This window comes from Serratia ficaria (assembly GCF_900187015.1).
Classification (GTDB): Bacteria; Pseudomonadota; Gammaproteobacteria; order Enterobacterales; family Enterobacteriaceae; genus Serratia; species Serratia ficaria.
Genome location: NZ_LT906479.1, coordinates 4,916,333 through 4,940,178, shown reverse-complemented (window position 1 = coordinate 4,940,178; position 23,846 = coordinate 4,916,333). Strand labels below are relative to the sequence as shown.

At 61.4% G+C, this 23,846-nt stretch carries 20 protein-coding genes; 13 read left to right on the top strand and 7 right to left on the bottom strand.

Going from position 1 to position 23,846, the window contains the following annotated elements; genetic code table 11:
- The first annotated feature begins 7 nt into the window (after window positions 1-7).
- Together fetA and fetB are read left to right on the top strand one after the other, a co-directional pair.
- Entirely contained in the window at window positions 8-685 is a 678-nt protein-coding gene (fetA, locus tag CKW09_RS23145) for an iron efflux ABC transporter ATP-binding subunit FetA (RefSeq protein WP_061799538.1), read from the top strand.
- Window positions 672-1,445, top strand: coding sequence for an iron efflux ABC transporter permease subunit FetB (gene fetB / locus CKW09_RS23140; RefSeq protein ID WP_061799536.1), 774 nt, complete (start codon window positions 672-674; stop codon window positions 1,443-1,445). The genes fetA and fetB overlap by 14 nt, the downstream gene beginning before the upstream one ends.
- A 42-nt stretch (window positions 1,446-1,487) precedes the next feature.
- Here the strand turns inward: fetB and CKW09_RS23135 are convergent, their stop codons facing one another.
- Both CKW09_RS23135 and CKW09_RS23130 read right to left on the bottom strand, forming a co-directional pair.
- Window positions 1,488-2,324, bottom strand: coding sequence for a TIM barrel protein (locus CKW09_RS23135; protein ID WP_061799535.1), 837 nt, complete (start codon window positions 2,322-2,324; stop codon window positions 1,488-1,490).
- A 42-nt stretch (window positions 2,325-2,366) separates the two neighbouring features.
- The gene (locus tag CKW09_RS23130) at window positions 2,367-3,809 is read right to left on the bottom strand and encodes a sugar porter family MFS transporter (RefSeq protein WP_095099722.1); all 1,443 of its coding nucleotides are present in this window, start codon (window positions 3,807-3,809) and stop codon (window positions 2,367-2,369) included.
- A gap of 548 nt (window positions 3,810-4,357) precedes the next feature.
- On the opposite strand from CKW09_RS23130, the gene CKW09_RS23125 reads away from it, so the two are divergent.
- Window positions 4,358-5,863: a CoA-acylating methylmalonate-semialdehyde dehydrogenase gene (locus CKW09_RS23125; RefSeq protein ID WP_095099719.1), complete on the top strand. Its 1,506-nt coding sequence runs from the start codon at window positions 4,358-4,360 to the stop codon at window positions 5,861-5,863.
- 84 nt (window positions 5,864-5,947) lie between these two features.
- On the top strand, window positions 5,948-6,769 hold the full coding sequence (gene iolB, locus CKW09_RS23120) for a 5-deoxy-glucuronate isomerase (protein WP_095099715.1): 822 nt from the start codon (window positions 5,948-5,950) through the stop codon (window positions 6,767-6,769).
- 42 nt (window positions 6,770-6,811) lie between these two features.
- Here the strand turns inward: iolB and CKW09_RS23115 are convergent, their stop codons facing one another.
- Entirely contained in the window at window positions 6,812-7,648 is an 837-nt protein-coding gene (locus CKW09_RS23115; protein ID WP_061799529.1) for a MurR/RpiR family transcriptional regulator, read from the bottom strand.
- Between the two features lie 206 nt (window positions 7,649-7,854).
- Window positions 7,855-9,786 (bottom strand): bifunctional 5-dehydro-2-deoxygluconokinase/5-dehydro-2-deoxyphosphogluconate aldolase, encoded by a 1,932-nt coding sequence (locus tag CKW09_RS23110; protein WP_061799527.1) that lies wholly within the window; start codon window positions 9,784-9,786, stop codon window positions 7,855-7,857.
- 559 nt (window positions 9,787-10,345) lie between these two features.
- Here CKW09_RS23110 and iolD point away from each other — a divergent pair.
- From iolD to iolE, 4 genes are read left to right on the top strand one after another with little or no spacing between them, the layout of a single operon-like run.
- Window positions 10,346-12,286, top strand: a complete 1,941-nt coding sequence (gene iolD / locus CKW09_RS23105) for a 3D-(3,5/4)-trihydroxycyclohexane-1,2-dione acylhydrolase (decyclizing) (RefSeq protein WP_061799525.1) — start codon at window positions 10,346-10,348, stop codon at window positions 12,284-12,286.
- A 34-nt stretch (window positions 12,287-12,320) separates the two neighbouring features.
- Entirely contained in the window at window positions 12,321-13,334 is a 1,014-nt protein-coding gene (locus tag CKW09_RS23100) for a Gfo/Idh/MocA family protein (protein ID WP_061799523.1), read from the top strand.
- A gap of 38 nt (window positions 13,335-13,372) precedes the next feature.
- The gene (locus CKW09_RS23095) at window positions 13,373-14,257 is read left to right on the top strand and encodes a sugar phosphate isomerase/epimerase family protein (protein ID WP_061799521.1); all 885 of its coding nucleotides are present in this window, start codon (window positions 13,373-13,375) and stop codon (window positions 14,255-14,257) included.
- A gap of 58 nt (window positions 14,258-14,315) precedes the next feature.
- The gene (gene iolE / locus CKW09_RS23090) at window positions 14,316-15,212 is read left to right on the top strand and encodes a myo-inosose-2 dehydratase (RefSeq protein WP_061799519.1); all 897 of its coding nucleotides are present in this window, start codon (window positions 14,316-14,318) and stop codon (window positions 15,210-15,212) included.
- A gap of 51 nt (window positions 15,213-15,263) precedes the next feature.
- On the opposite strand, the gene CKW09_RS23085 is transcribed toward iolE, so the two are convergent.
- Together CKW09_RS23085 and CKW09_RS23080 are read right to left on the bottom strand one after the other, a co-directional pair.
- The gene (locus CKW09_RS23085) at window positions 15,264-16,442 is read right to left on the bottom strand and encodes a P1 family peptidase (RefSeq protein ID WP_061800599.1); all 1,179 of its coding nucleotides are present in this window, start codon (window positions 16,440-16,442) and stop codon (window positions 15,264-15,266) included.
- The gene (locus CKW09_RS23080) at window positions 16,435-16,950 is read right to left on the bottom strand and encodes a GNAT family N-acetyltransferase (RefSeq protein ID WP_095099712.1); all 516 of its coding nucleotides are present in this window, start codon (window positions 16,948-16,950) and stop codon (window positions 16,435-16,437) included. Before CKW09_RS23080 ends, CKW09_RS23085 begins: the two co-directional genes overlap by 8 nt.
- A 386-nt stretch (window positions 16,951-17,336) precedes the next feature.
- On the opposite strand from CKW09_RS23080, the gene CKW09_RS23075 reads away from it, so the two are divergent.
- The 4 genes from CKW09_RS23075 (at window position 17,337) to gntK (ending at window position 21,493) form a co-directional block, all read left to right on the top strand.
- Entirely contained in the window at window positions 17,337-18,032 is a 696-nt protein-coding gene (locus CKW09_RS23075; protein WP_061800602.1) for a pirin family protein, read from the top strand.
- Window positions 18,033-18,163: 131 nt separating this feature from the next.
- Window positions 18,164-19,159, top strand: coding sequence for a gluconate operon transcriptional repressor GntR (gene gntR, locus CKW09_RS23070; RefSeq protein ID WP_061800604.1), 996 nt, complete (start codon window positions 18,164-18,166; stop codon window positions 19,157-19,159).
- 344 nt (window positions 19,160-19,503) lie between these two features.
- Window positions 19,504-20,820: a gluconate transporter gene (gntT, locus tag CKW09_RS23065; RefSeq protein ID WP_095099710.1), complete on the top strand. Its 1,317-nt coding sequence runs from the start codon at window positions 19,504-19,506 to the stop codon at window positions 20,818-20,820.
- 145 nt (window positions 20,821-20,965) lie between these two features.
- The gene (gene gntK, locus CKW09_RS23060) at window positions 20,966-21,493 is read left to right on the top strand and encodes a gluconokinase (RefSeq protein ID WP_061800609.1); all 528 of its coding nucleotides are present in this window, start codon (window positions 20,966-20,968) and stop codon (window positions 21,491-21,493) included.
- 32 nt (window positions 21,494-21,525) lie between these two features.
- Here the strand turns inward: gntK and CKW09_RS23055 are convergent, their stop codons facing one another.
- Window positions 21,526-22,119 carry a YhgN family NAAT transporter gene (locus tag CKW09_RS23055; RefSeq protein ID WP_061800612.1) on the bottom strand — a complete coding sequence of 198 codons (594 nt, stop codon included), beginning with the start codon at window positions 22,117-22,119 and terminating at the stop codon, window positions 21,526-21,528.
- Window positions 22,120-22,434: 315 nt separating this feature from the next.
- Here CKW09_RS23055 and asd point away from each other — a divergent pair, with 315 nt between their 5' ends.
- A complete protein-coding gene (gene asd / locus CKW09_RS23045) occupies window positions 22,435-23,541 on the top strand; it encodes an aspartate-semialdehyde dehydrogenase (protein WP_061800614.1) in 1,107 nt (368 codons plus the stop codon).
- Window positions 23,542-23,846: the final 305 nt, after the last annotated feature.

Here is a 23,846-nt window from a genome sequence, read left to right as displayed (position 1 = left end):
CGTCATCATGAAGGAAAACAAAGAAATACTCAGATTGGATGATATTCATTATCAAATAGATGGCCAGGTGATCCTTGATTCCGTCTCTTTCGGGCTTGCGGAAGGGGAATTTAAATTGATTACCGGCCCCTCGGGCTGTGGAAAAAGCACCTTGCTTAAAATCATCTCCTCGCTGATGGATCCCACCCGCGGCACCCTGACCTTCGCCGGCCAGGCCATCACCGCCATGCGGCCGGAGGATTACCGCAAACAGGTCTCTTACTGTTTCCAGACGCCCTCGCTGTTCGGCAATACGGTGTACGACAACATTGCGCTGCCTTATCAGATCCGCAAGCAACAGCCGGACGAACAGAAAATGCAGGCCGACCTGGCGCGTTTTGGCCTGCCGGACAGCATGTTGAAAAAGAGCATCAACGAACTTTCGGGCGGCGAAAAGCAGCGCATTTCGCTGATCCGCAACCTGCAGTTTATGCCCCGGGTGCTGTTGCTGGATGAAATCACCAGCGCGCTGGACGAAGACAACAAGCGCAACGTCAACGAATTGATCCATCGGCTGGTGGCGGAACAGCGGCTGGCGGTGCTGTGGGTGACGCACGATACGGAAGAAATCAGGCACGCGGATGAGGTGATCACGCTGCCTGCGCACAGCGCCCAACGACAGGAGCACGCCGATGAACCAGCATAACATCACCAATGAATCATTAGGGCTGTCGATGGTCTTGGTGGTCATCGCCATCCTGATCAGCCACCGGGAAAAGCTGGCGCTGGAAAAGGACATTATCTGGAGCATCTGCCGGGCGGTGGTGCAGCTGATTGCCGTCGGCTATGTGCTGAAATATATTTTCGACCTGAACAACGCCGCGCTTACCGTGCTGATGGTGCTGTTCATCTGTTTCAACGCCGCCTACAACGCCAAGAAGCGCAGCAAATATATCGAACGCGCGTTCGTCACCTCGTTTATCGCCATCACCACCGGCGCGGTGCTGACGCTGGCGGTGCTGGTGTTGACCGGCTCGATCGAGTTCACCCCGATGCAGGTGATCCCGATCGCCGGCATGGTGGCCGGCAATGCCATGGTGGCGGTAGGGCTGTGCTACACCAATCTCGGGCAGCGCTTCAAAGGCGATCAGCAGAAGATCCAGGAGATGCTCAGCCTGGGCGCTACGCCGAAATTCGCCTCGGCGACGCTGATCCGCGACAGCATTCGCGCTTCGCTCATTCCCACCGTCGATTCGGCGAAAACCGTCGGGCTGGTGAGCCTGCCGGGCATGATGTCCGGCCTGATCTTCGCCGGTATCGATCCGGTCAAAGCGATCAAATATCAGATCATGGTGACCTTTATGCTGCTGTCCACCGCCAGCCTGTCGACCATCATTGCCGGCTACCTGGCCTATCGCAAATTCTACAACGCTCGCCATCAGCTGGTGGTCGGCAACCTGAAATAACGCCATAAAAAACGGCCTCCGCAGAGGCCGTTCGCCGGAGTGTTACCCCTGCAGCAGGGCGATGCTCCGGCGAATTTCGCGTTCGATATCCGCTTCCGACCAGCCATCCAGCTGCGAGGAGAACGGCTCGAAGGCATAGATGCCGGTATAACCGAGCCGTTCCAGGTTCTGCACCTGCCGCCGGCTTTCCAGCCGATCCCCGTCGCTCAGCATGACGCGCTCTTCGTCGCTCAGCGTTTCCCTGGCCCGCGGGTCTTCCACCCCGGACAGATGCACCAGGCCGATTTGCGCCACCTGGATCTGCGCGTCGAAATCGGCCTGCGCCACGTCGCTGAGATAATGGTGGAAGGTATCGAGCACGATTTTGTAGGGTGCGCCCGAGTCGCGGATCAGCGCCTGCGTCAGCAGCGACGAGCGCAGCGAGCTGATGCCGAAGCCCAGCGGCTCGACGTAGCCCTGCACGCCGTAGCGCTGGAACAACGGCGCCAGCAGCTTCAGCGCGGCCAGCGTATCGTCCCGTTTTTGCCGTTCGCTGCGTGAGTCGTCGGCGCTGCAGTGCGGGCACAGCACCAGCGCCCGGCTGCGGATGGCCTGCGCCTGGCGCAGCAAGGCTTCCGCGCGCTGCTGCAGCGCGGCGGCGTCGTCCGGCAGGTTAAACATGCCGAGGGCGTTGATGGTGACGATGTCGATGCCATATTCGGCGGCCAGCGCATTGAGCTGCGCGTCGCTCAGGTTATCGGTCACCTTGCCGCTGGGCATATCGTTGCGCAGCTCGACTTTGCTGAGCCCGCACTTTTTCACCAGGCGGAAAAAGCGTTCCAGATCGAGGTTTGGGGCAATCTTGCGGTTGATGCAAAAACGGTCCAGCGCAATGGTCATGATGCACTACTCCAGCTGTAGGGGGTAAGTAACAGGGGTTGATCAGGATTTGCCGTTTTCCAACGGCGCCTGCGGCGTGGCGGCCAACGGTTGGCGGTCTCGTTTGGCCATCACCACCTCTTCCATTTTCTCCAGCGAGACGCCTTTGGTTTCCGGAATGTAGCGGCCGATAAACCAGTAGCCGAACAGGCAGCAGCCGGCGAAGATCCACATCGGGAAGGCGCCGTGGAAATGAGAGAACAGATAAGGGTTGTCGTTAATCATCGGGAAACTCTGCGACACCACGAAGTTGGCCAGCCACATGCAGCCGACGGCGATGCTCATGCCCTGCGCGCGCATGCGGTTGGGGAAAATTTCCGATACCAGCACCCAGGTGCCCACGCCCCACGACAGCGCGAAGAACAGCATGAAGAACAGCATGCCGAACAGCGCGAAGTAGCCGGTGGCCTGCGTGTAAAGCGCATAAGAGGTGAGCAGCAGGCCGGCGATGGCGCCCAGCGTGCCGTAGCGCATCAGCGGAATGCGCCCCATGCGATCCATCAGCACGGCGCCGATCACCGAACCGATCAGCTGCAGCACGCCGATCCAGATGGTCTGGAACAGCGCTTCCTGCGCATTCTCGGTGACGGTTTTCAACACCACCGGCGCGTAGTACATCATCACGTTGACGCCGGTAACCTGTTGCAGCATGGCTACCATGCAGCCGACGAACAGAATGAAGCGCACCCGCACGTCGCGGTAGTTCAGCTTCTGCTGATGCTTCTGCCGGTCCTGGCGCAGCGAGTCCTTGATCTCCTGCAGCAGATTCTGCGCATGCGCGGCGTTGGAGACCTTGGTCAGCATCGCCAGCGCCTGATCGTCCCGGCCCATCATGACGTTCCAGCGCGGCGACTCGGGAATGATAAACACCAGAATGCAGAACAGGATGCAGGGGAGCACGCCGGAGGCGAACATCCAGCGCCAGCCCATGTCCACCAGCCAGGCTTCGCTGGCGATGCTGGCGATTTTGAAGTTAACGTAGAAAATCACGATCTGGCCGAAGACGATGGCGAACTGCTGCATGCTGAGCGCGCGGCCGCGCATGTCTTTCGGCGACACTTCCGACATGTACATCGGCGAGACGGTGGCGGCGATGCCGACCGCCAGCCCGCCGATAATGCGATAGATGACGAACCAGCTGAAGGTCGGGGCCAGCGCGGCGCCGATCGCCGAGACGGTGAACAGCAGGGCCGCCAGCATCAGCGCCTTTTTGCGGCCGTAGCGCGCCGCCAGCGGCCCGGCGGCGAAGGCGCCGATCACGCAGCCGATCACCACGTTGGAGACCGCCCAGCCGGTTTCCGCCGGGCTGAGATCAAAATAGGTTTTCAGGGCTTCTATCGCGCCGGAGATCACGGCGGTATCGTAACCGAACAGAATGCCGCCGAGCGCCGCGATGCCGCAAATTCGCAGTATGTACCCGGTATTGTGCTTACGCTGATATGACATGTATCGCTCCGATTTTTATCCTGGCTTCCGCGCGCGCAGCAGGGTAGGGAGAAGGCGGCGAAAGGGTGTGAACCGTGCCTGTCATCAAGACGGTGATAGTGAATTGATTCTGGCCTAAACAAGAACATTTATTTCATAATTAGTGAATAATGAAATATAGATTTTTCGATCCAGTTCAAAAAAAACCGCAAATCGACGGCAAGCGACATCGAACTTTCGCGGGCCGGGTTACGCGGCGTCTGGCCGCCGGCACCGAAGCTTTTCTGTATAAAAGTCATGGGTAATTGCTGCGGGCTGGCTTGCCGCCGTCGGGACGCGCGCCCGGCGGCGATGCAATGGCTTTGTACGGCGCCGTGGCAAAATTGCGACCTTCCGCACTAAAAACAAAATTTCTAAAATAATTTATTTGAAACTTTTTTTTCAATGAAATAGAGTTTGCTGCATCCGGTCAGGATTTAGCCTGTGTGCGGGCGCCGCCTGGCAGACAGGATGATTAACGCCATGCCGTTTGCGGCCGGGCGACAGCGGACTTGAAAAGAGGGTGTGACATGAAAACCGTGGGTAACTTTATTGGCGGGCAAGTGTGCCTGAGCAGCAGTAATCAAACCGTCGACGTGCATAACCCGGCGACCGGGCAGGTTGAACGCCGCGTCACCCAGAGCACCGCCGCCGAGGTGAAACAGGCCATCGACGTGGCCCATCGGGCGTTTGCCGACTGGTCGCGCACCACGCCGCTGCGCCGCGCGCGCGTCATGTTCAACTTCAAGGCGCTGCTGGAGCAGCATCGCGACGAGCTGGCGGCGCTGATCGTCAGCGAGCACGGCAAAGTCTATTCCGACGCCCTGGGCGAACTGACCCGCGGCATCGAAGTGGTTGAATTCGCCTGCGGCATTCCGCACCTCATCAAGGGCGAGTATTCGCCGGACGTCGGCGGCGGCGTTGACAGCTTCTCGCTGATGCAACCGCTGGGCGTGGTGGCGGGCATCACCCCGTTCAACTTCCCGGCGATGGTGCCGATGTGGATGTTCCCGATCGCGCTGGCCTGCGGCAACACCTTCGTGCTCAAGCCGCCGGCGCTGGTGCCTTCGGCGTCGGTGCGCCTGGCCGAACTGCTGAAAGAAGCCGGCCTGCCGGACGGCGTGTTCAACGTGGTGCACTGCGCCAACGAAGACGCTGCGCAGCTGTGCACCGATCCGCGCATTCAGGCGGTGAGCTTTGTCGGCTCGTCCACCGTGGCGGAGCACATCTATACCACCGCCAGCGCCCACGGCAAGCGGGTGCAGGCCTTCGGCGCGGCGAAGAATCAGGCGATCATCATGCCGGACGCCGATCTGGACGCCACGGTTAACGCCCTGATGGGCGGCGCTTTCGGCTCCGCCGGCGAACGCTGCATGGCGCTGCCGGTGGCGGTGGTGGTCGGCGACAGCACCGCCGACAGGCTGATCGCCAAGCTGAAACCCTTGATTGCGCAACTGCGCGTCGGCCCGGGCATTCAGCAGGGCGGCGAAGAGAACGAAATGGGCCCGCTGGTTTCCTCCGCCCACCAGAAAAAGGTGCTGGGTTATATCGACCTTGGCGTCGAAGAGGGCGCCACGCTGGTGGCCGACGGCCGCAACTATCAGGTGGCGGGCTATCCTGAGGGGTACTACGTCGGCGGCACGCTGTTCGATAACGTGAAGCCGGACATGCGCATCTACCGCGAAGAGATCTTCGGGCCGGTGCTGGGCATCGTGCGGGTGCCGGACTACCAGACCGCCATCGACACGGTTAACGGCCATGAGTTCGGCAACGGCGCCGCCATCTTTACCAGCAACGGCCACTACGCGCGCCAGTTCGTGCAGGAAGTGCAGGCCGGGATGGTCGGCGTCAACGTGCCGGTGCCGGTGCCGATGGCGTTCCACAGCTTCGGCGGCTGGAAACGCTCGGTGTTCGGCGCGCTGAACGTGCACGGCACCGACGGCGTGCGCTTCTATACCCGCATGAAAACCGCCACCGCACGCTGGCCGACCGGGCAGCAGACGGTGTCGGAATACAGCATGCCGACGCTGGGCTAATCCCCGCAGGCAGAACAAGGCCGTTGCTTCATTGGAGCGACGGCCGCTGCATTTGTAACGCTATAGGTTAACAGGAGAATCGTCATGTCTTCACTGCTTGCCAAATGTCAGCAGCCGAACGCCCAGGGGCGCATCCAGCACGTCACCCCGGAAAATGCCGGCTGGCGCTTTGTCGGGTTCGAGGTTTATCGCCTGGCGGCCGGCGAGTCGCTGCAGCTGGAAAGCGGCGACCGGGAGCTGTGCCTGGTGCTGGTGGCCGGCATCGCCTCGGTCGCCACCCTGCGGGCGGAATACCCGCATATCGGCAAGCGCATGAGCCCGTTCGAGCGCACGCCGCCTTACGCGGTGTACGTGCCGCATCAGGATCGCATCGAGGTGCGGGCGGAAACCGATTTGGAGCTGGCGGTATGCAGCGCGCCGGGCGGCGGTCACCTGCCGTCGCGGCTGATCACCCCGGCGGATGTCGGCGTGGAGCGGCGCGGCAAGGGGCGCAACCAACGGCTGGTGCACAATATTTTGCCGGACAGCGAACCGGCCGACAGCCTGCTGGTGGTGGAAGTGTACACCGACGAGGGCAACACCAGTTCTTATCCCAGCCACAAGCACGATCGGGAAGACTCGCCGGATGAAACCTATCTGGAAGAGACTTACTACCATCGCATCCAACCGGAACAGGGCTTCTGCATGCAGCGCGTGTATACCGACGACCGCGCTCTGGACGAATGCATGCCGGTCTATAACCGCGACGTGGTGAAAGTGCCGCGCGGCTACCACCCGGTCGCGACCCTGGCCGGTTACGACAATTACTATCTCAACGTGATGGCCGGGCCGGTGCGGCTGTGGAAATTCACCTGGGAGAAAGATCACGCCTGGATTAACAGCGACGGTTATCCGGCGGCGAAGTAAGCGTTAGCGGGCCCGGCTTGCCGGGCCCGTCGTTATTCAGCGTTATTCGTCCTTGGCGTTGTTCAGCGCCAGCGAGACCGCCAGGGTTTGCGCCAGGCACATCGAGGCGACCTGCGAGCGGAACCCGTCCACCTGCGCTTCGCGCACCACAAAGCACACGTCGCTGAAGGCGGCCAGCGGGCTGACCTGGCTGTCGGTGATGGCGATCTGTTGCGCGCCGCGCTTGGCGCCCAGCTCCACCAGCTCCAGCGCTTCTTGCGCATACGGCGAGTAGCTGATGGCGATCACCACGTCCTTCGGTTTCACCATGCTCAGCTGTTCGGTAAACATGCCGCCCAGCCCGTCGATCAGAAACGCCCTGCGCTCCAGATGGCGCAGCGCATAGGTGAGGTAAGAGGCGACGCTGAACGAACGGCGCAGGCCGATCACGTAGATATTCTCGGCGTTGTTCAGCAGCTCGACCGCGCGATCCAACTGCTCGGGGGCGATTTGCATCGCCAGCTGCTGCAGCGCCTGGGCGTTGACCATGGTGAACACGTTGAGGATTTCCGCCGGTTTTTCCGGCGCCACGTTGTCGTCGGTCGAGGTTTGGCGGAACAGACGCGCGCGCTCGGTGTAGTTCACCGTTTCTTCCATCAGGTGCTGACGAAACACCTGCTTCATTTCGTTGAAGCCGCTGAAGCCGAAGGCGTTGGCGAAACGGATCAGGGTGGAGGGCGGGACGCTGGCCTGTGCGGCGATGGAGGCGACGGTATCGAAAGCAATGCTGTTACTGTTATCCAAAATGTAGCGCGCCACCTGCTTTAAGCGTTTGCTCAGCGTTTCATAACGGTGGCGAATCTCATCCTGTAACAGCGAAAGTTGAGTTGGGTTGTTCATCCATTCGGCTCGCAGTGTGGGCTAAGGCGTATCGGCCTGACGCCTGAATTGTTGACAGGCCATTCTAACAGACGGAGTGGAAATTTCATTTCCTCAAAAAGCGATTTATTCGATCGCAAGTTGCGTTACTTCACAGAAAACCGGCAAAAAAATCCCCTTAAAGTGGTGAAATCACCTTAAGGGGACGATAACGCGCAACGCGGCGATCAGCGCGCGCCGTCGCTCTGCGGGCGATACTGGCGCCAGAAACCGATCAGCGTCAGGTATTTTTGTTTCACCTGTTCGATCAGCGCGGCGTCGTCCAGCTCGCCCTGCAGCCAGCGGCGCGAAGGTTGGCCGAAGATGGTGCGACCGACGGCGAAACCTTTCACCCAACGGGCGTCCGCGGCGGCGGCGAAGCCGGCCTTCAGCGTTTCCTCCGGTGAGTCCAGCCCCAGGATCAGCACCCCGCGGCAGTGGGGATCGTTGGCCTCGATCAGCGCGCCGACCCGCTGCCAGTGGGCGGCGCTCAGCGGCGGCAGCTTCCACCAGTCCGGCTGCACGCCCAGCTGATAAAAGTGCTCAATCATCTCCAGATAGTAACGTTCGTCCTTGTCGGCGTTGCTGTCCGGCAGGATCACCTCGAGCAGCAGTTCATGGCCGGATTTGCAGCAGCCGCGGTAGATGTCGGCGATCAGCTCGTCCTGTTCGCGGCGCAGTTCGGCGGCATCGTGCGGGTGATAGAACACCAGGCATTTCACCACGTGCTCCTGCGGCCAGTCGATCAGCTGCGAGCCGATATTGCCGTGCTCCAGGCGCAGCGGGCGCGAGCTAGGCAGCTCCACCGGCCGGCCGATCCACCAGCCCTGGCCGGTGATTTCGTTCAGCGCCGCCTGGCCGTAGGTGGTGTCGGCCAGAATGCCGCTGTTGCCGTGCAGCCCGGCCTGTTCGGCAGCCTGCTGCGCCGCCGCCAGCAGCAGGGTCTTCAGGCGGGGGATGCGCTCTTCGCCGACGTTGGCTTCGCGCGCCATGTCCGCCAACTGCTTGCGGTGATCGAAGGCGAACACGCACAGCTCCGGCCACTGTCGTTTGCGGGTGGTCACCCGATGCAGGTGGTTCAGGCGCGCGTCGCGGTCCGGGCGCGGCACCTGCCGTTCGCGCAGCAGGTAGTCGTCCAGTTCGCTCTTGGTCGGCATCGCCGGCGCACAGCCGTGGCGCGACACCACCAGCGCGCCGCAGGCGTTGGCGTAGCGGCAGGCCTGATCCCAACCCTCATCGTTCAAATAGCCGCGCAGCAGGCCGGACATAAAGGCGTCGCCGGCGCCGAGCACGTTGAGCACCTCCACCCGCACGCCGGAGTGCAGCTTCACCTGCCGCCAGTCATCGGCGATCTCGCCTTCAAATACCGAGCAGCCTTGCGCGCCGCGTTTGCATACCAGCGTGGCCCGGGTGGCCCGGCGCACGTTTTTCAGCGCGGTCAGGGTGTCGGTGCTGCCGCCGGCGATATGAAACTCTTCTTCGGTGCCGACGATCAAATCAAAGTGGTGCAGCACTTCCTGCAGTTCGCGCGTCACCTGCTCGGATTCGACAAAGCGGGTTTCGCCGTCGCCCGGCGAGGTCAGGCCCCACAATACCGGGCGGTAGTCGATATCCAGCGCGGTGCGCAGGCCGTGGCGGCGGGCGTATTCCAGCGCCTTCAGCACCGCCGCGCGGGTGTTCGGGTGCGAAAGGTGGGTGCCGGTGATGGCCAGCGCCCGCGACGAAGCGATATAGGACTCGTCGATATCGTCCGGCGTCAGCGCCATATCGGCGCAGTTTTCGCGGTAGAAGATCAGCGGGAAGGTTTCCTGATCCTTGATGCCGAGGATCACCAGGCCGGTCAGCCGCCGCGGATCGGTGATCAGGCATTGGGTATCTGCGCCGACGCGCTGCAGCTCTTCGCGCAGAAAACGGCCCATGTGTTCATCGCCGACGCGCGCCAGCATGCCGGAGCGCAACCCCTGAATGGCGGTGCCGTAGGCCACGTTGCCGGAAGAGCCGCCAAGATATTTGGAGAATGTGCTGGCGTCTTCCAGACGCGCGCCGATCTGCTGAGCATAGAAATCGACGGCGATGCGCCCGAGACAAATGACATCAAGCTGTTTTTCTTGTGTAGCCATACCCGTTTCCTTCTGTATTAAGCAAAACCCCGGCTTGCGGCCCGATAACGGCGCCAGCAGGAAGCATGTTTTGAAGTATGGGGAATAAAAATTTCAATTTCAATATGGAATGAAATTTACACCCCAAAAATGTGATGCATTTAAAACATCGCCGCAACCGGCGAGGAAAGGGGAAAAACCGCGTCGGGGCTGAGGATAAACCGGCGATCGGCGGGAAACGACATGGCCCGCAACCGGACGGCCGCGCCGAGCTTCCGCCGGCCGGAGAACGGCGGCGGGCGCGGGATGGCGCCGCTAAGTCCGTGAATAGTAAAGGCCGGGATGAAATGGGGTTTTCATCAATATGCGATCTTTATCGCAAAATGAAATGTTTCTTCTGTAATGTGATTTTATGAAAAATATATTTGTTTATAATCGCTTCACGTTTCAGGTTGTCGACTTAGTGAGCGGCGGGCACCGCCCGCTCAAGATAACAGCTGCCGCCGCGTAACAAAACACCGGGCGTGCGACCCGCTAGCGAGGTTGCACCGGGGCGGCCCTCAATCGAAAGGGTGAGTAAATGGGCAAGATCAAGCTAACCATGGCGCAGGCGCTGGTCAGGTTCCTCGACAACCAGTATCTGCTGGCCGACGGGGTGGAAACCAAGTTCGTGAAGGGCGTCTTTGCGATTTTTGGCCATGGCAACGTGCTTGGCCTGGGGCAGGCGCTGGAACAGGACAGCGGCGACCTGGTGGTGCATCAGGGGCGCAACGAGCAGGGGATGGCCCATGCGGCGACCGGTTTCGCCAAGCAGAAGCTGCGCCGGCAGATTTACGCCTGCACCTCCTCCGTCGGCCCGGGCGCCGCCAACATGATCACCGCCGCGGCCACCGCCACCGCCAACCGCATCCCTTTGCTGCTGCTGCCGGGCGACGTCTACGCCTCGCGCCAGCCGGATCCGGTGCTGCAGCAGATAGAACAGTCTTACGATCTCAGCATCAGCACCAACGACGCCTTCCGCGCGGTGAGCAAATATTGGGACCGCATCGTGCGGCCGGAACAGCTGATGAGCGCCTGCATCAACGCCATGCGCGTGCTGACCGATCCGGCGGAAACCGGCGCGGTAACGCTGTGCCTGCCGCAGGACGTGCAGGGCGAAGCCTACGACTACCCGGACTACTTCTTCCAAAAACGCGTGCACCGGCTCGATCGCCGCCCGGCGACCGAAGGCATGCTGGCGGATGCGCTGGCGCTGGTGAGCGCCAAGCGCAAGCCGCTGCTGGTGTGCGGCGGCGGGGTGAAATACTCGCTGGCCGGGCAGGCGCTGCGCGCGTTCGCCGAGCGCTTCCACATCCCGTTCGTCGAAACCCAGGCCGGTAAGGGCGCGGTGCCGAGCGATCATGAGTTCAACCTGGGCGGCATCGGCGAGACCGGCTGCCTGGCGGCCAACACCCTGGCCAAGCAGGCCGATCTGGTGATCGGCGTCGGCACCCGCTACACCGATTTCACCACCTCGTCGAAATGGCTGTTCCAGGATCCGCACGTCGACTTCCTCAATATCAACGTCAGCGCCTTTGACGCCGGCAAGCTCGACGGCGTGCAGCTGCTGGCGGACGCCCGCGCGGCGTTGACCGCCCTGAGCGCGCTGCTGGCGCAGTCCGATTACCGCGCCGGTTGGGGCGAGGCGATCGCCGAGGCGCGCAGCGCCCAGCAACGGGAAACCGCCCGGGTGTATGCGGTGGAATACAGCGGCGAAGGCTTTGTGCCGGAGATAGACGACCATCTCGACCGCGAGCGGGTGTTCGCCGAGTTTATCGCGCAGACCGATTCCTTCCTGACCCAAAGCCGGGTGCTGGGGGTGTTGAATCGGCAGCTGCCGCAGGACGGCGTGATCGTCGCCGCCGCCGGCAGCCTGCCGGGCGACCTGCAGCGCGTGTGGCACAACCACGGCGAGCACGGCTACCACGTCGAGTACGGTTACTCCTGCATGGGCTACGAGGTCAACGCCGCGCTGGGGGTCAAGCTGGCCGAGCCGCAGCGTGAGGTATACGCGATGGTCGGCGACGGCGCCTTCATGATGCTGCATTCCGAACTGGTCACCTCGATCCAGGAAGGCTGCAAAATCAACGTGGTGCTGTTCGACAACATGACCAACGGCTGCATCAACAACCTGCAGATGGAGCACGGCATGGACAGCTACACCACCGAGTTCCGCTTTCGCAACCCGCAGGGCGGCAAGCTCGACGGCGGGCTGGTGCCGGTCAACTTCGCCATGCTGGCGGCGGCCTACGGCTGTAAAACCTACAGCATCACCACCGAACAGCAGCTGATCGAGGCGCTGGCCGATGCCCGCAAGCAAACCGTCTCCACCCTGCTGGATATCAAGGTGCTGCCGAAAACCATGGTGCACAAATATTTCAGCTGGTGGCGCGTGGGCGGCGCCCAGGTGGCCGACAGCGAAAAAATCGTCGCGGTGGCCCGCAGGCTGCAGGAAAACGTCGATAAGGCACGCGAATACTGATTCGTTCTCATACATAAATCTCGAGGGTAGCGAAATGACATTGAATATTGGGGTTATCGGCACCGGCGCCATCGGCCGCGATCACATCCGTCGCTGCAGCAAGGTGTTGCAGGGCGCCCGCGTCGTCGCGGTGAACGACATCAATCGCGACAACGCCGCCAGGGTGGTGAGCGATCTGCAGCTGGACGCCCGGGTCTATGACAACGGCCATGATCTGATCAACGCTGCGGACGTGCAGGCGGTGCTGGTCACCTCCTGGGGGCCGAGCCATGAAGAGTTCGTGCTGGCGGCGATCGCCGCCGGTAAGCCGGTGTTCTGCGAGAAGCCGCTGGCGGTGACCGCGCAGGGCTGCAAAAACATCGTCGACGCCGAAGCGAAGCACGGCAAACGTCTGGTGCAGGTCGGCTTTATGCGCCCTTACGATCGGGGTTACCGCGCGTTGAAACAGGTGCTGACCAGCGGCCAGATCGGCGAACCGCTGATGCTGCACTGCGCGCACCGCAACCCGACCGTCGGCGAGGCTTACACCACCGATATGGCGATCACCGACACGCTGATCCATGAGATTGACGTGCTGCGCTGGCTGCTGGACGACGACTATGTGTCGGTGCAGGTGGTGTTCCCGCGCAAGAGTCCGAAGGCGTTCCCGCACCTGAAAGACCCGCAGATCGTACTGTTCGAAACCGCCAAGGGCACGCGCATCGACGTCGAAATCTTCGTGAACTGCCAGTACGGCTATGACATTCAGTGCGAAGTGGTGGGGGAGACCGGCATCGCCAGGCTGCCTGAGCCGTCTTCGGTGCAGATGCGCAGCGGCGCCCGGCTGTCGACCGAAATCCTGACCGACTGGAAGGAACGCTTTATCGACGCCTACGACGTCGAGCTGCAGGGTTTCATCAACGACGTGTTGGCGGGGGCGCTGACCGGGCCTTCCGCCTGGGACGGTTACGCCGCCTCGGTTACCGCCGACGCCTGCGTGGCCGCCCAGCTCAGCGGCGAGATAGTGCCGGTGACCCTGCCGGCGCGCCCGGCGTTCTACAACAAATAACCGCCTGAACCGCCGATCTACGTTGAAGAGGAGTGACCATGAAGATCGCTTTTGATGTCGATGTCATCCGGGATTTGGGCGTGACCCGGATGGTTCAGCAGGTGGCCGACTGGGGTTATAAATACATCGAACAGTCGCCGCACCCGCAGATAAATCCGTTTTATAAGCATCCGAAAGCCAGCCGCGAAATTATGGCGGAATACAAAAATGCCCTGAAGGCTACCGGCGTGGAGATCTCCTCGTTCATCGTGGTATACCGCTGGTCCGGCCCGGGCGAAGATCGCCGCCAGGCGGCGGTCAAAAATTGGCGGCGGATGATCGAGATCGCGGTGGAAATGGGCGTTCAGGTGATCAACACCGAGCTGGCGGGCAACCCCAACGAACCGGAGATCTGCGAAGAGTTGTGGTACCGCTCGATGGAGGAGCTGCTGCCGATTATCGAGCGCGAGGGCATTCGCATGGAGATCCAGTCGCATCCGTGGGACTTCTGCGAACTGAGCAACGAAACCGCCGACATGGTGAAGTCGCTGCGCAGCGATCACGTCAAATACCTCTACAGCGTGCCGCACAGCTTCTATTACGACAAGGGGCAGGGCGACGTGGCCGGCATGCTGAAGTACGCCGGCGACGATCTCTCGCACGTGCTGATCGCCGACACCATGAACCACACCAAGCATTGCCGCTATATCGTCAACCCGCCGGGCGTTGACGCTGCGGTGCACCAGCACGTGGGCATCGGCGAAGGCGAAGTGGACTTCGACGCGCTGTTCCAGACCCTGCGCGACATGGAGTTCGCCAACCGCAACTTTAAGGTTGGCGGAGAGTCGATCATCTGCACCTCGCTGTTCGGCTATCCGGAAAAGATGAAGAGTCAGGCGGTGGCGACCCGCGAGCGCATCGAACGAGAGCTGCTGGGCAAATAACCTTTCGGTGCGCCGGCGGCCTGCGCCCCGGCGCGCCATCCGATGATTGAGGCTGAAAATGAACAAAGACCACGTAAAGCTGGCCATCGCGCCGATCGGCTGGACCAATGACGACATGCCCGATCTGGGCAAGGAAAACACCTTCCAGCAGTGCGTCAGCGAAATGGCGCTGGCCGGGTTCACCGGCAGCGAAGTGGGCAGCAAGTACCCGCGCGATCCGGCGGTGCTGAAGCCGATGCTGGATATCCGCGGCATCCAGATCTGCAACGCCTGGTTCAGTACCTTCTTCGCCGACGGCCTGAAGGAAAAAACCATCGATGAATTTATCAACCACATGAACTTCCTGCATGCGATGGGCGCCCGGGTGATCGGTTGCTCCGAGCAGAGCCAGAGCATTCAGGGCACCGCCAAGGGGGTGTTCGAAGAGAAGCCGCATTTCAGCGATGAAGAGTGGCAGCGGGTGGCCGACGGTTACAACGCGCTGGCGAAGATCGCTGCCGCCAAGGGGATGCAGGTCTGTCTGCACCACCATATGGGCACCGGCATCCAGACCACGGAAGAGATCGACCGTTACATGAGCATGGTCAACGACGACGTCTACCTGCTGTTCGATACCGGCCACGCCTACTACTCGGAAGGCAGCCAGCAGGCGATGATGGCGATCCTCGAAAAGTATCTGCCGCGCATCAACCACGTTCACCTGAAAGACGTGCGCGATGAGGTGGTGGCGGAAGTGAAGGCCAACAAGCTGAGCTTCCTCGACGGCGTGAAGAAGGGCACTTTCACCGTGCCGGGTGACGGGGTGATCGACTTCCGGCCGGTGTTCCGGCTGCTGGACGAGCGCGGCTACCAGGGATGGATGGTGGTGGAGGCCGAGCAGGATCCGGCGCTGGCCAACCCGTTCGAATACGCGGTCAAGGCGCGCCGCTACATTCGGGAAACCGCCGGGATTTAACCGGCGGGCGCGGCAAAGGGGCGATGACGCCCCTTTTTTTATGGCGTCGGCTCAGGCCAGACTGCGCCAGGTCACCACCTGGCTGCCCGGCCATGGGGTGGCGGCATACACGCCGCGGGCGATCGCCCGCGCCAGGGTATCCGCCGCCAGAGCGCCAATCTGCAGCACCGCCAGTTCGCGGCTGCCCTGCACCTCGCGTTGGCCGGTCGACAGGGCGAACACCACGTCGCCGTCGAACGGGCTGTGCAGCGGGCGAATGGCGCGCGCCATGCCGTCCTGCGCCATGATGGCCACCCGTTTCAGCTCTACCCGCGTCAGCGCCAGATCGGTGGCGATGCAGGCCAGGGTGGTATTCTTCCGGCCGCCTTCCGGCTCCTTCACCATCCAGTCTTCGCCCTGCGCCTGCAGCTGCGCCAGCGCCGCGGCGCCGCCATTGCCGAATTCGCCGTTGATTTCATAAGGGGTGGCCCAAAAAGCCCGGGTGCCGGGCGCGACCACCGAACCCAGGCTGTTGACCGCCACCAGCGCGCCGACGGCGGCGCCGTTGGCGGCGATCGCCGAGGCGGATCCGAGACCGCCCTTCAGCTTGCCCATGCCGGTCATGGCGCCGTAACCGGCGCCCACGGTGCCCAGAGGGAAATCCAGGCTCGCCTTGCCGGCCGCCTCGATGCCCAACTGGCGGTAGGGGGGAGCGAGCTGCCAGTCTTTATCTCCGGCATTGCTTAAGTCGTACAGGCAGGCGGTGGGCACGATCGGCGAAACCGGCACCCCGGGCGCCGGGCGCAGGGCGTAACCCTTGCCCTGTTGCCCCAGCCAGGCCGCCACGCCGTCCGCCGCCGCCAGGCCGTAAACCGAGCCGCCGCTCAGCACCAGCGCATCGAGGGTCTGCACCAGGTTGTCTTCCCCCAGCGCGTCGGTTTCGCGGGTGGCCGGGCCGCCGCCGCGCACGTCCACGGCGGCGATCGCCGGCCGATCCGGCAGGATCACCGTGGCGCCGGTGCGCACCTTGCTGTCCTGCGCTACCCCGACCTTCAGGCCGGGGACGTCGGTAATCAGGTTGCGGGCGCCGGTCCGCAGGGTGGCTGAAGTTGGCATAGCGGTCCCCAATAATGTGGTGGGAGAAAGGACGCCGACGGCGCCGGTGAGGCACGCCAGCGCCTGCAGAAAGGTGCGGCGGCTAAGGGCGAGGGGCCGGCTCAGCGGCCCCGTCTTACCTGCGGCGTTATGCATCGCCGTTTGCCTGCGCGGAACGAAAGCGCGCCATGTGGTAGGCGTCGACCAGCACTCCGTCGCGCATGGCGTAGCGGCGGCTGGTGCCTTCTATCTCGAAGCCGAACTTGCGGTACAGCGCGATGGCCGCCTGATTGTCGGTAAATACCGTCAGCTCGATGCGCTCGATGGCCGCCCAGCTGTCGCAGATGTCGATCATCGCCTGCATCAGGCTGCTGCCGATCCCTTGGCCCTGATAACGGGAATCGACGCCGAGGCCGAAGGTGGCCACGTGGCGGCGGCGCACGCGCTGGTTCAGTTCTACGGCCAACTGCCCGACAAGTTGCCCATCGAGGCAGGCCACCAGGTTGTGCATGCCAGGCGGTTGTTCGGCAAGACGGCGTTGCCACAGTTCTATTGACTGCAGCGGCAGATGTAGGGTGTCACGGTAGAGGGCGGGCTGAGAGTAGAGCTGTTGCAAAGCCTGCGCATCGGTTGTTTCCACGTGACGAACCACTATTTCGCTCATGTCGCTGCTCCTGTCGCTTACCGGTTGAATAACCTCTGAATTTATCCGTTTATCGTATCGAGTCAACATTATTCCCGGTTGGTCAAAAAAACGCTTTACAGGTGCGAATGATAATGATTATTATTGCGATGCGTTCCGGGGAGGGCATCAGCCTTTGATGCTCTCGCTGCGAAGGCACGACATTGCTCACATTGCTTCCAGTGTTTACTTAGCCAGCTCGGGTGCTGGCTTTTTTTTTGCCCGTTTTCCGCCGCCGCCCGCTCAACAAATCCGCTGTCGATCGCTTTCCCACTCCATCTAATTTTTTGAACAGAGGGATGAGTTTTTTACGCTTTCTTATTCTGCCGCCAGGACTAGACTGTAGAAAACATTGAGGAGAGTTGAATATGATTTACGTACGCAAAGCAGAAGACCGCGGTCATGCCAATCATGGTTGGCTGGACAGCTGGCACACCTTCTCATTCGCCAACTACTATGATCCTGACTTTATGGGGTTCTCGGCGCTGCGGGTGATCAACGAAGACGTGATCGACGCGGGGCAGGGCTTCGGCACGCATCCGCATAAAGACATGGAGATCCTGACCTATGTGCTGAGCGGCACGGTGGAGCACCAGGACAGCATGGGCAACAAGGAGCAGATCCACGCCGGTGAGTTCCAGATCATGAGCGCCGGTACCGGGGTGCGTCACTCCGAGTACAACGGCAACAGCGATCGTCCGCTGCACCTGTACCAGATTTGGATCATCCCGGATCAGGTCGGGCTGGAACCGCGCTACGAGCAGCGCATGTTCGACGCGCCGCAGGGCCGCCAGCTGGTGCTGTCGCCGGATGCGCGCGACGGCTCGCTGAAGGTGTTCCAGGACATGACGCTGTCGCGCTGGGCGTTGAACCAGGGCGAGCAGGCGGAATGCCCGATCGCTGCCGGCCGCCGGGTGTGGATCCAGGTGGTGCGCGGCAAGGTGACGGTGAACGGCCAGCCGGCCGGCACCAGCGACGCCTTCGCGGTGTGGGATGAAGCGGCGTTGTCGATCCGGGCCGACGAAGAGAGCGAAATCCTGCTGTTCGATCTGCCGCCGGTATAATTAAGCGGTAAATATCAAGGGCTCACGGCGTGAGCCCTTGTTGCTTTTCGTCGCCGGATAACCAGCAATATCAGCCCGCCGTTTTTTTTGCTAAAATGACCGCCCATTCACGGTTAGCCAGTTCATTGATAATGAAGAAAAAACGGCCGGTACTCCAGGATGTTGCAGACCAGGTAGGCGTTACCAAGATGACGGTGAGCCGTTATTTGCGTAACCCCGACCAGGTTTCTGTCGCCTTGCAGCAAAAAATCGCCGTCGCGCTGGATGAGCTGGGTTATATCCCCAACCGTGCGCCGGACATTCTTTCCAACGCCACCAGCCGGGCGATCGGCGTGCTGTTGCCGTCGCTGACCAACCAGGTGTTCGCCGAGGTGCTGCGCGGCATCGAAAGCGTGACCGACGCGCACAACTACCAGACCATGCTGGCGCACTACGGCTATTTGCCGGAGCGTGAAGAAGAACGCCTGACCTCGCTGCTGTCCTACAATATCGACGGCCTGATCCTGTCGGAGCGCCACCACACGCCGCGCACCCTGAAGATGATTGAGGTGGCGGGCATTCCCGTGGTGGAGCTGATGGACTGCGTCTCGCCGTGCATCGATCTGGCGGTGGGGTTCAACAACTTCGAGGCGGCGCGGCAGATGACGCAACAGATCATCGCCCACGGCCATCGTCACCTGGTGTACTTCGGCGCCCGTCAGGATGAACGTACCATTATCAAACAGCAGGGTTACGAACAGGCGATGCGCGAGTCCGGCCTGGAGCCGTACAGCATCATGACCGCGCGCTCTTCCTCCTATTCCGCCGGCGGCGAACTGCTGCGCCAGGCGCAGCGCGACTACCCGCAGATCGACAGCATCTTCTGCACCAACGATGACCTGGCGATCGGCGCGGCCTTCGAGTGCCAGCGCCAGGGGCTGTCTATTCCTCATGAGATGGCGATCGCCGGTTTCCACGGCCATGATATCGGCCAGGTGATGGTGCCGAAGCTGGCCAGCGTGCTGACGCCGCGTGAGCGCATGGGGCAAATCGGCGCCGAACGCCTGCTGGCCCGGCTGCGCGGCGAAACCGTCTGCCCGCGCATGGTGGACGTCGGCTTCACCGTGATCCCCGGCGGCAGCATCTGATCGGTTTCAACGGTTTGTTTTAGAACTATTTATTCCAGACTCGCGCCGTTCGGCGCGCCGCCTTTCCCCCCTGTACGCCACGCTTCCGTTACCTGCATAAGTTTGATCTCTATCCCAGAACGGGAATTTTAGCCCTTGACCCGGTTCCGCTGTTCGTTCTGTTACCGGTATCATGATACCGGTAACAACGAGCATGCGGTTATCTTGCAGCAAGATGAGACCTCTGACTCAACAACACCTACAGCTCGCCTTATCACACCGGGAAAGAGCCTAAAAATACAACAACCGCACGCTTTACGGCCTATTGTAAAGTGAGACTGCGATAAAAAGGTTGGAGAAAAATTATGCCATTAGTGATTGTTGCAGGCGGCGTAGCGCTGCTGCTGCTGCTGATGATCCGCTTTAAGCTGAACGGCTTTATCTCTCTGGTGCTGGTCGCGCTGGCGGTCGGCATCGCGCAGGGTATGCCGGTCGATAAAGTGATCGGCTCCATCAAGGCCGGGGTTGGCGGCACGCTGGGCAGCCTGGCGCTGATCATGGGCTTCGGCGCCATGCTCGGCAAGCTGCTGGCGGACTGCGGCGGCGCTCAGCGCATCGCCACCACGCTGATCGACAAGTTCGGTCAAAAATACATTCAATGGGCGGTGGTGCTGACCGGCTTTACCGTCGGTTTCGCCCTGTTCTATGAGGTCGGGTTCGTGCTGCTGCTGCCGCTGGTATTCAGCATTGCGGCTTCTGCGCGGGTACCGCTGCTGTACGTCGGCGTGCCGATGGCGGCCGCGCTGTCGGTCACCCACGGTTTCCTGCCGCCGCACCCTGGCCCAACGGCGATCGCCACCATCTTCCATGCCGACATGGGGAAAACCCTGCTGTACGGCACGCTGTTGGCTATCCCCACGGTGATCCTGGCCGGCCCGGTCTATGCCCGCTTCCTGAAAGGCATCGACAAGCCGGTGCCGGAAGGCCTGTATAACCCAAAAATCTTCACCGAAGCGGAAATGCCCAGCTTCGGCATCAGCGTCGCCACCTCTCTGGTGCCGGTGATCCTGATGGCGCTGCGCGCGGTAGCCGAAATGGTGCTGCCAAAGGGCCATAGCCTGCTGCGCTTCGCCGAATTCTTCGGCGATCCGGTGATGGCGACGCTGATTGCGGTGCTGATCGCTATCTTCACCTTCGGCCTGAACCGCGGTCGCAGCATGGATGAAGTGATGGGCACCATCACCGACTCGATTAAAATCATCGCCATGATGCTGTTGATCATCGGCGGCGGCGGCGCGTTCAAACAGGTGCTGGTCGACAGCGGCGTAGAGCAATACATCGCCGGCCTGATGGCGGGCAGCAACGTTTCGCCGATCCTGATGGCCTGGTCGATCGCCGCCGCGCTGCGTCTGGCGCTGGGTTCCGCCACCGTGGCGGCGATCACCGCCGGCGGCATCGTGGCGCCTCTGATCGCCACCACCGGCGTCAGCCCTGAGCTGATGGTGATTGCGGTCGGTTCCGGCAGCGTGATTTTCTCTCACGTCAACGATCCGGGCTTCTGGCTGTTCAAGGAGTATTTCAACCTGAGCATCATGGAGACCATCAAATCCTGGTCGGTGCTGGAAACCATCATCTCGGTGTGCGGCCTGGTGGGCTGCCTGCTGTTGGCGACGGTCGTATAATCGCTACCCCGTCCGGCGCCGCGTCTGGCGCCGGACCCCGTTACGGCATTTATTGAGCATTTTCATCAGTTGGGGCGCATTTGATGACGTCGGCAGCCTGACCCGCCGCCAGGACGCGCATTAGACTCCATAAGGGCATGACATTATGAGTAATCCGCAGAATCACGTATTTATCTTGATGGGGGTTTCAGGCAGCGGCAAATCCGCCGTGGCCAGCGCCGTCGCCCATGACGTCAATGCCGCCATGCTGGACGGCGACTACCTGCACCCGCGGGCCAACATCAACAAAATGGCCGCCGGGCACGCGCTGGACGACAACGACCGCGCGCCCTGGCTGGCGGCGTTGAACGACGCCATCTTCGCCATGCAGCGTACCAACGGGGTTTCGCTGCTGGTGTGTTCGGCGCTGAAAAAGAGCTACCGCGACCGCCTGCGCGAGGGCAACAGCAACCTGCATTTCATCTACCTGAAAGGGGATAAGGCGGTGATTGAAGAGCGTCTGAAGCAGCGCAAGGGCCATTTCTTCAAGCCGCAGATGCTGGTTTCCCAGTTCGCCACCCTGGAAGAGCCGGGTTCGCAGGAACCGGACGTGCAGGCGATCGACATCAACCAGCCGCTGGACGGCGTGGTTGCCGACACCGTCGCCTATATTCAGCGCGTTGCGGCCCGTTAATCGCGGGCCATCTGCCGGCGCCGCTCTGGCGCCTACAGCTTCATGTAAGCCCGCACGCCGTCCAGGAACATCTGGGTCGACAGCATCACCAGAATCAACCCCATCAACCTTTCCAGCGCGCTGACGCCCTTGCTGCCCAGCAGGCGCAGGAACAGATTCGACATCAGCAGGATAGCCGCGGAAATTCCCCAGGCGATCAACAGCGCCACCACCAGATGAGACAGCTGGTTCGGGTACTGGTGCGACAGCAGCATCAGCGCCGCCAGAATCGACGGGCCGGCCACCAGCGGGATCGCCAAGGGCACCAGAAACGGCTCTTCGCCGGCGGACAGCCCGGAGCTGTTGCCTTCCTGAGAGGGGAAAATCATCTTGATGGCGATCAGGAACAGGATGATGCCGCCGGAGATGGAGACGGTCTCGGTGCGCAGGTTGAGGAACGCCAGGATCTTCTCGCCGGCAAACAGGAAAATCAGCATCAGCAGCAGGGCGATCACCAGCTCGCGGATCAGCACCACCCGCCGGCGGCGCGGCTCCAGGTGCTTGAGCACCGACATGAATATCGGCAGGTTGCCCAGCGGATCCATAATTAAAAACAGCAGTACCGTGGCTGAAATCATCTCTGTCATGGTGACCTCGGGATTTAAAATACACGTCGGCCGTTCAGGCCGCGTCCTTGCCTATACCCTATGGATTTCAAATTGCAGCTAGGCGCCCAGCGATCGCATCCCCAGGAGCTTACTCAAGTAAGTGACTGGGGTAAGATCGTGCAGGTAACAACGTTGCAGTTTGAAAGACGACGGGTATATAAGAAGGATTGCTGAGAAATGCCCAGCCATCGAATAAATTCACTTTGCGCCCGCGCCGACATTTTGTAAGGTGAAGAGATATTGCACACCATTTTCATCATCTAATAGCCATCCCCAAGGCAGGACACAGTCATTATGAAAAACGTTGGTTTCATCGGTTGGCGCGGAATGGTCGGCTCGGTCCTCATGCAACGCATGACGGAAGAGCGCGATTTTGACGCCATTCGCCCGGTCTTTTTCTCCACCTCGCAGCACGGCGCCGCAGCGCCGGCCTTCGGCGGCCAGCCGCAGGGCACCCTGCAGGATGCCTATGACGTCGACGCGCTGAGCGCGCTCGACATCATTATTACCTGCCAGGGCGGAGATTATACCAACGAAATTTACCCCAAGCTGCGTGAAAGCGGCTGGCAGGGGTACTGGATTGACGCGGCGTCTTCGCTGCGCATGCAGAATGACGCGATCATCATCCTGGATCCGGTCAACCATGCGGTGATTCAGCAGGGGCTGGATAACGGCATCAAGACCTTCGTCGGCGGCAACTGCACCGTCAGCCTGATGCTGATGTCGCTCGGCGGCCTGTTCGCCAACGATTTGGTGGAGTGGGCGTCGGTCGCCACCTATCAGGCGGCCTCCGGCGGCGGCGCGCGCCACATGCGCGAACTGCTGACCCAAATGGGCATGCTGCACGCCGACGTGGCGAAAGAGCTGCAGGACCCGGCCTCGGCCATTTTGGACATCGAGCGCAAGGTGACCGCGGCCACCCGCAGCGGCAAGCTGCCGACCGACAACTTCGGCGTGCCGCTGGCCGGCAGCCTGATCCCCTGGATCGACAAGGCGCTCGATAACGGCCAGAGCCGCGAAGAGTGGAAGGGCCAGGCGGAAACCAACAAGATCCTGAATACGTCCAGCGTGATCCCTGTCGACGGCCTGTGCGTGCGCGTCGGCGCGCTGCGCTGCCACAGCCAGGCCTTTACGCTGAAGCTGAAAAAAGACGTTTCGCTGCCGGAAATCGAACAAATGCTGGCGACGCACAACGACTGGGTGCGGGTGATCCCGAACGACCGCGAGCTGACGATGCGCGAACTGACGCCGGCGGCGGTAACCGGCACGCTGAATACGCCGGTCGGCCGTTTGCGCAAGCTGAATATGGGGCCGGAATATCTGTCGGCGTTCACCGTGGGCGACCAGCTGTTGTGGGGCGCGGCCGAGCCGTTGCGCCGCATGCTGCGTATCCTGCTGTAAACTGAACTGAACTTCCCGGGGGCTGGCCTCTTTCAGCCCCCTAAAGCCCTATTTTTCACCTTTTTGTCGCTCATGCCGCGCTATGGACAAAGTGGCTGAAAGCAGGGCTTCGCCTACCGGTAACCCGCATTTTTCCCCGTCGGCGACAGCGCAAAGACGCCGTCAGGCTGGCAGTTTTCTTAATGAAGAATTTTCCTTGGCAATGCTGCGCTGCTTTTAACGGACATTGGCTATGCTTAAAGCACTGGCGGATAAATTTTCACCAGCGCTGATAGCCCCTTAAAAATAAGCATAAAGAGCGAAAT

What these genes read in the sequence shown, in the direction of transcription:
- iolB (WP_095099715.1), top strand. Translation starts at nt 5,948, where the DNA reads ATGTCTTCACTGCTTGCCAAATGTCAGCAGCCGAACGCCCAGGGGCGC.
- gntK (WP_061800609.1), top strand. Translation starts at nt 20,966, where the DNA reads ATGAGTAATCCGCAGAATCACGTATTTATCTTGATGGGGGTTTCAGGC.
- CKW09_RS23130 (WP_095099722.1), bottom strand. Translation starts at nt 3,809, where the DNA reads ATGTCATATCAGCGTAAGCACAATACCGGGTACATACTGCGAATTTGC.
- CKW09_RS23080 (WP_095099712.1), bottom strand. Translation starts at nt 16,950, where the DNA reads ATGAGCGAAATAGTGGTTCGTCACGTGGAAACAACCGATGCGCAGGCT.
- CKW09_RS23125 (WP_095099719.1), top strand. Translation starts at nt 4,358, where the DNA reads ATGAAAACCGTGGGTAACTTTATTGGCGGGCAAGTGTGCCTGAGCAGC.
- gntR (WP_061800604.1), top strand. Translation starts at nt 18,164, where the DNA reads ATGAAGAAAAAACGGCCGGTACTCCAGGATGTTGCAGACCAGGTAGGC.
- CKW09_RS23100 (WP_061799523.1), top strand. Translation starts at nt 12,321, where the DNA reads ATGACATTGAATATTGGGGTTATCGGCACCGGCGCCATCGGCCGCGAT.
- fetA (WP_061799538.1), top strand. Translation starts at nt 8, where the DNA reads ATGAAGGAAAACAAAGAAATACTCAGATTGGATGATATTCATTATCAA.
- iolE (WP_061799519.1), top strand. Translation starts at nt 14,316, where the DNA reads ATGAACAAAGACCACGTAAAGCTGGCCATCGCGCCGATCGGCTGGACC.
- CKW09_RS23085 (WP_061800599.1), bottom strand. Translation starts at nt 16,442, where the DNA reads ATGCATAACGCCGCAGGTAAGACGGGGCCGCTGAGCCGGCCCCTCGCC.
- iolD (WP_061799525.1), top strand. Translation starts at nt 10,346, where the DNA reads ATGGGCAAGATCAAGCTAACCATGGCGCAGGCGCTGGTCAGGTTCCTC.
- CKW09_RS23055 (WP_061800612.1), bottom strand. Translation starts at nt 22,119, where the DNA reads ATGACAGAGATGATTTCAGCCACGGTACTGCTGTTTTTAATTATGGAT.
- asd (WP_061800614.1), top strand. Translation starts at nt 22,435, where the DNA reads ATGAAAAACGTTGGTTTCATCGGTTGGCGCGGAATGGTCGGCTCGGTC.
- CKW09_RS23110 (WP_061799527.1), bottom strand. Translation starts at nt 9,786, where the DNA reads ATGGCTACACAAGAAAAACAGCTTGATGTCATTTGTCTCGGGCGCATC.
- fetB (WP_061799536.1), top strand. Translation starts at nt 672, where the DNA reads ATGAACCAGCATAACATCACCAATGAATCATTAGGGCTGTCGATGGTC.
- CKW09_RS23095 (WP_061799521.1), top strand. Translation starts at nt 13,373, where the DNA reads ATGAAGATCGCTTTTGATGTCGATGTCATCCGGGATTTGGGCGTGACC.
- CKW09_RS23135 (WP_061799535.1), bottom strand. Translation starts at nt 2,324, where the DNA reads ATGACCATTGCGCTGGACCGTTTTTGCATCAACCGCAAGATTGCCCCA.
- gntT (WP_095099710.1), top strand. Translation starts at nt 19,504, where the DNA reads ATGCCATTAGTGATTGTTGCAGGCGGCGTAGCGCTGCTGCTGCTGCTG.
- CKW09_RS23115 (WP_061799529.1), bottom strand. Translation starts at nt 7,648, where the DNA reads ATGAACAACCCAACTCAACTTTCGCTGTTACAGGATGAGATTCGCCAC.
- CKW09_RS23075 (WP_061800602.1), top strand. Translation starts at nt 17,337, where the DNA reads ATGATTTACGTACGCAAAGCAGAAGACCGCGGTCATGCCAATCATGGT.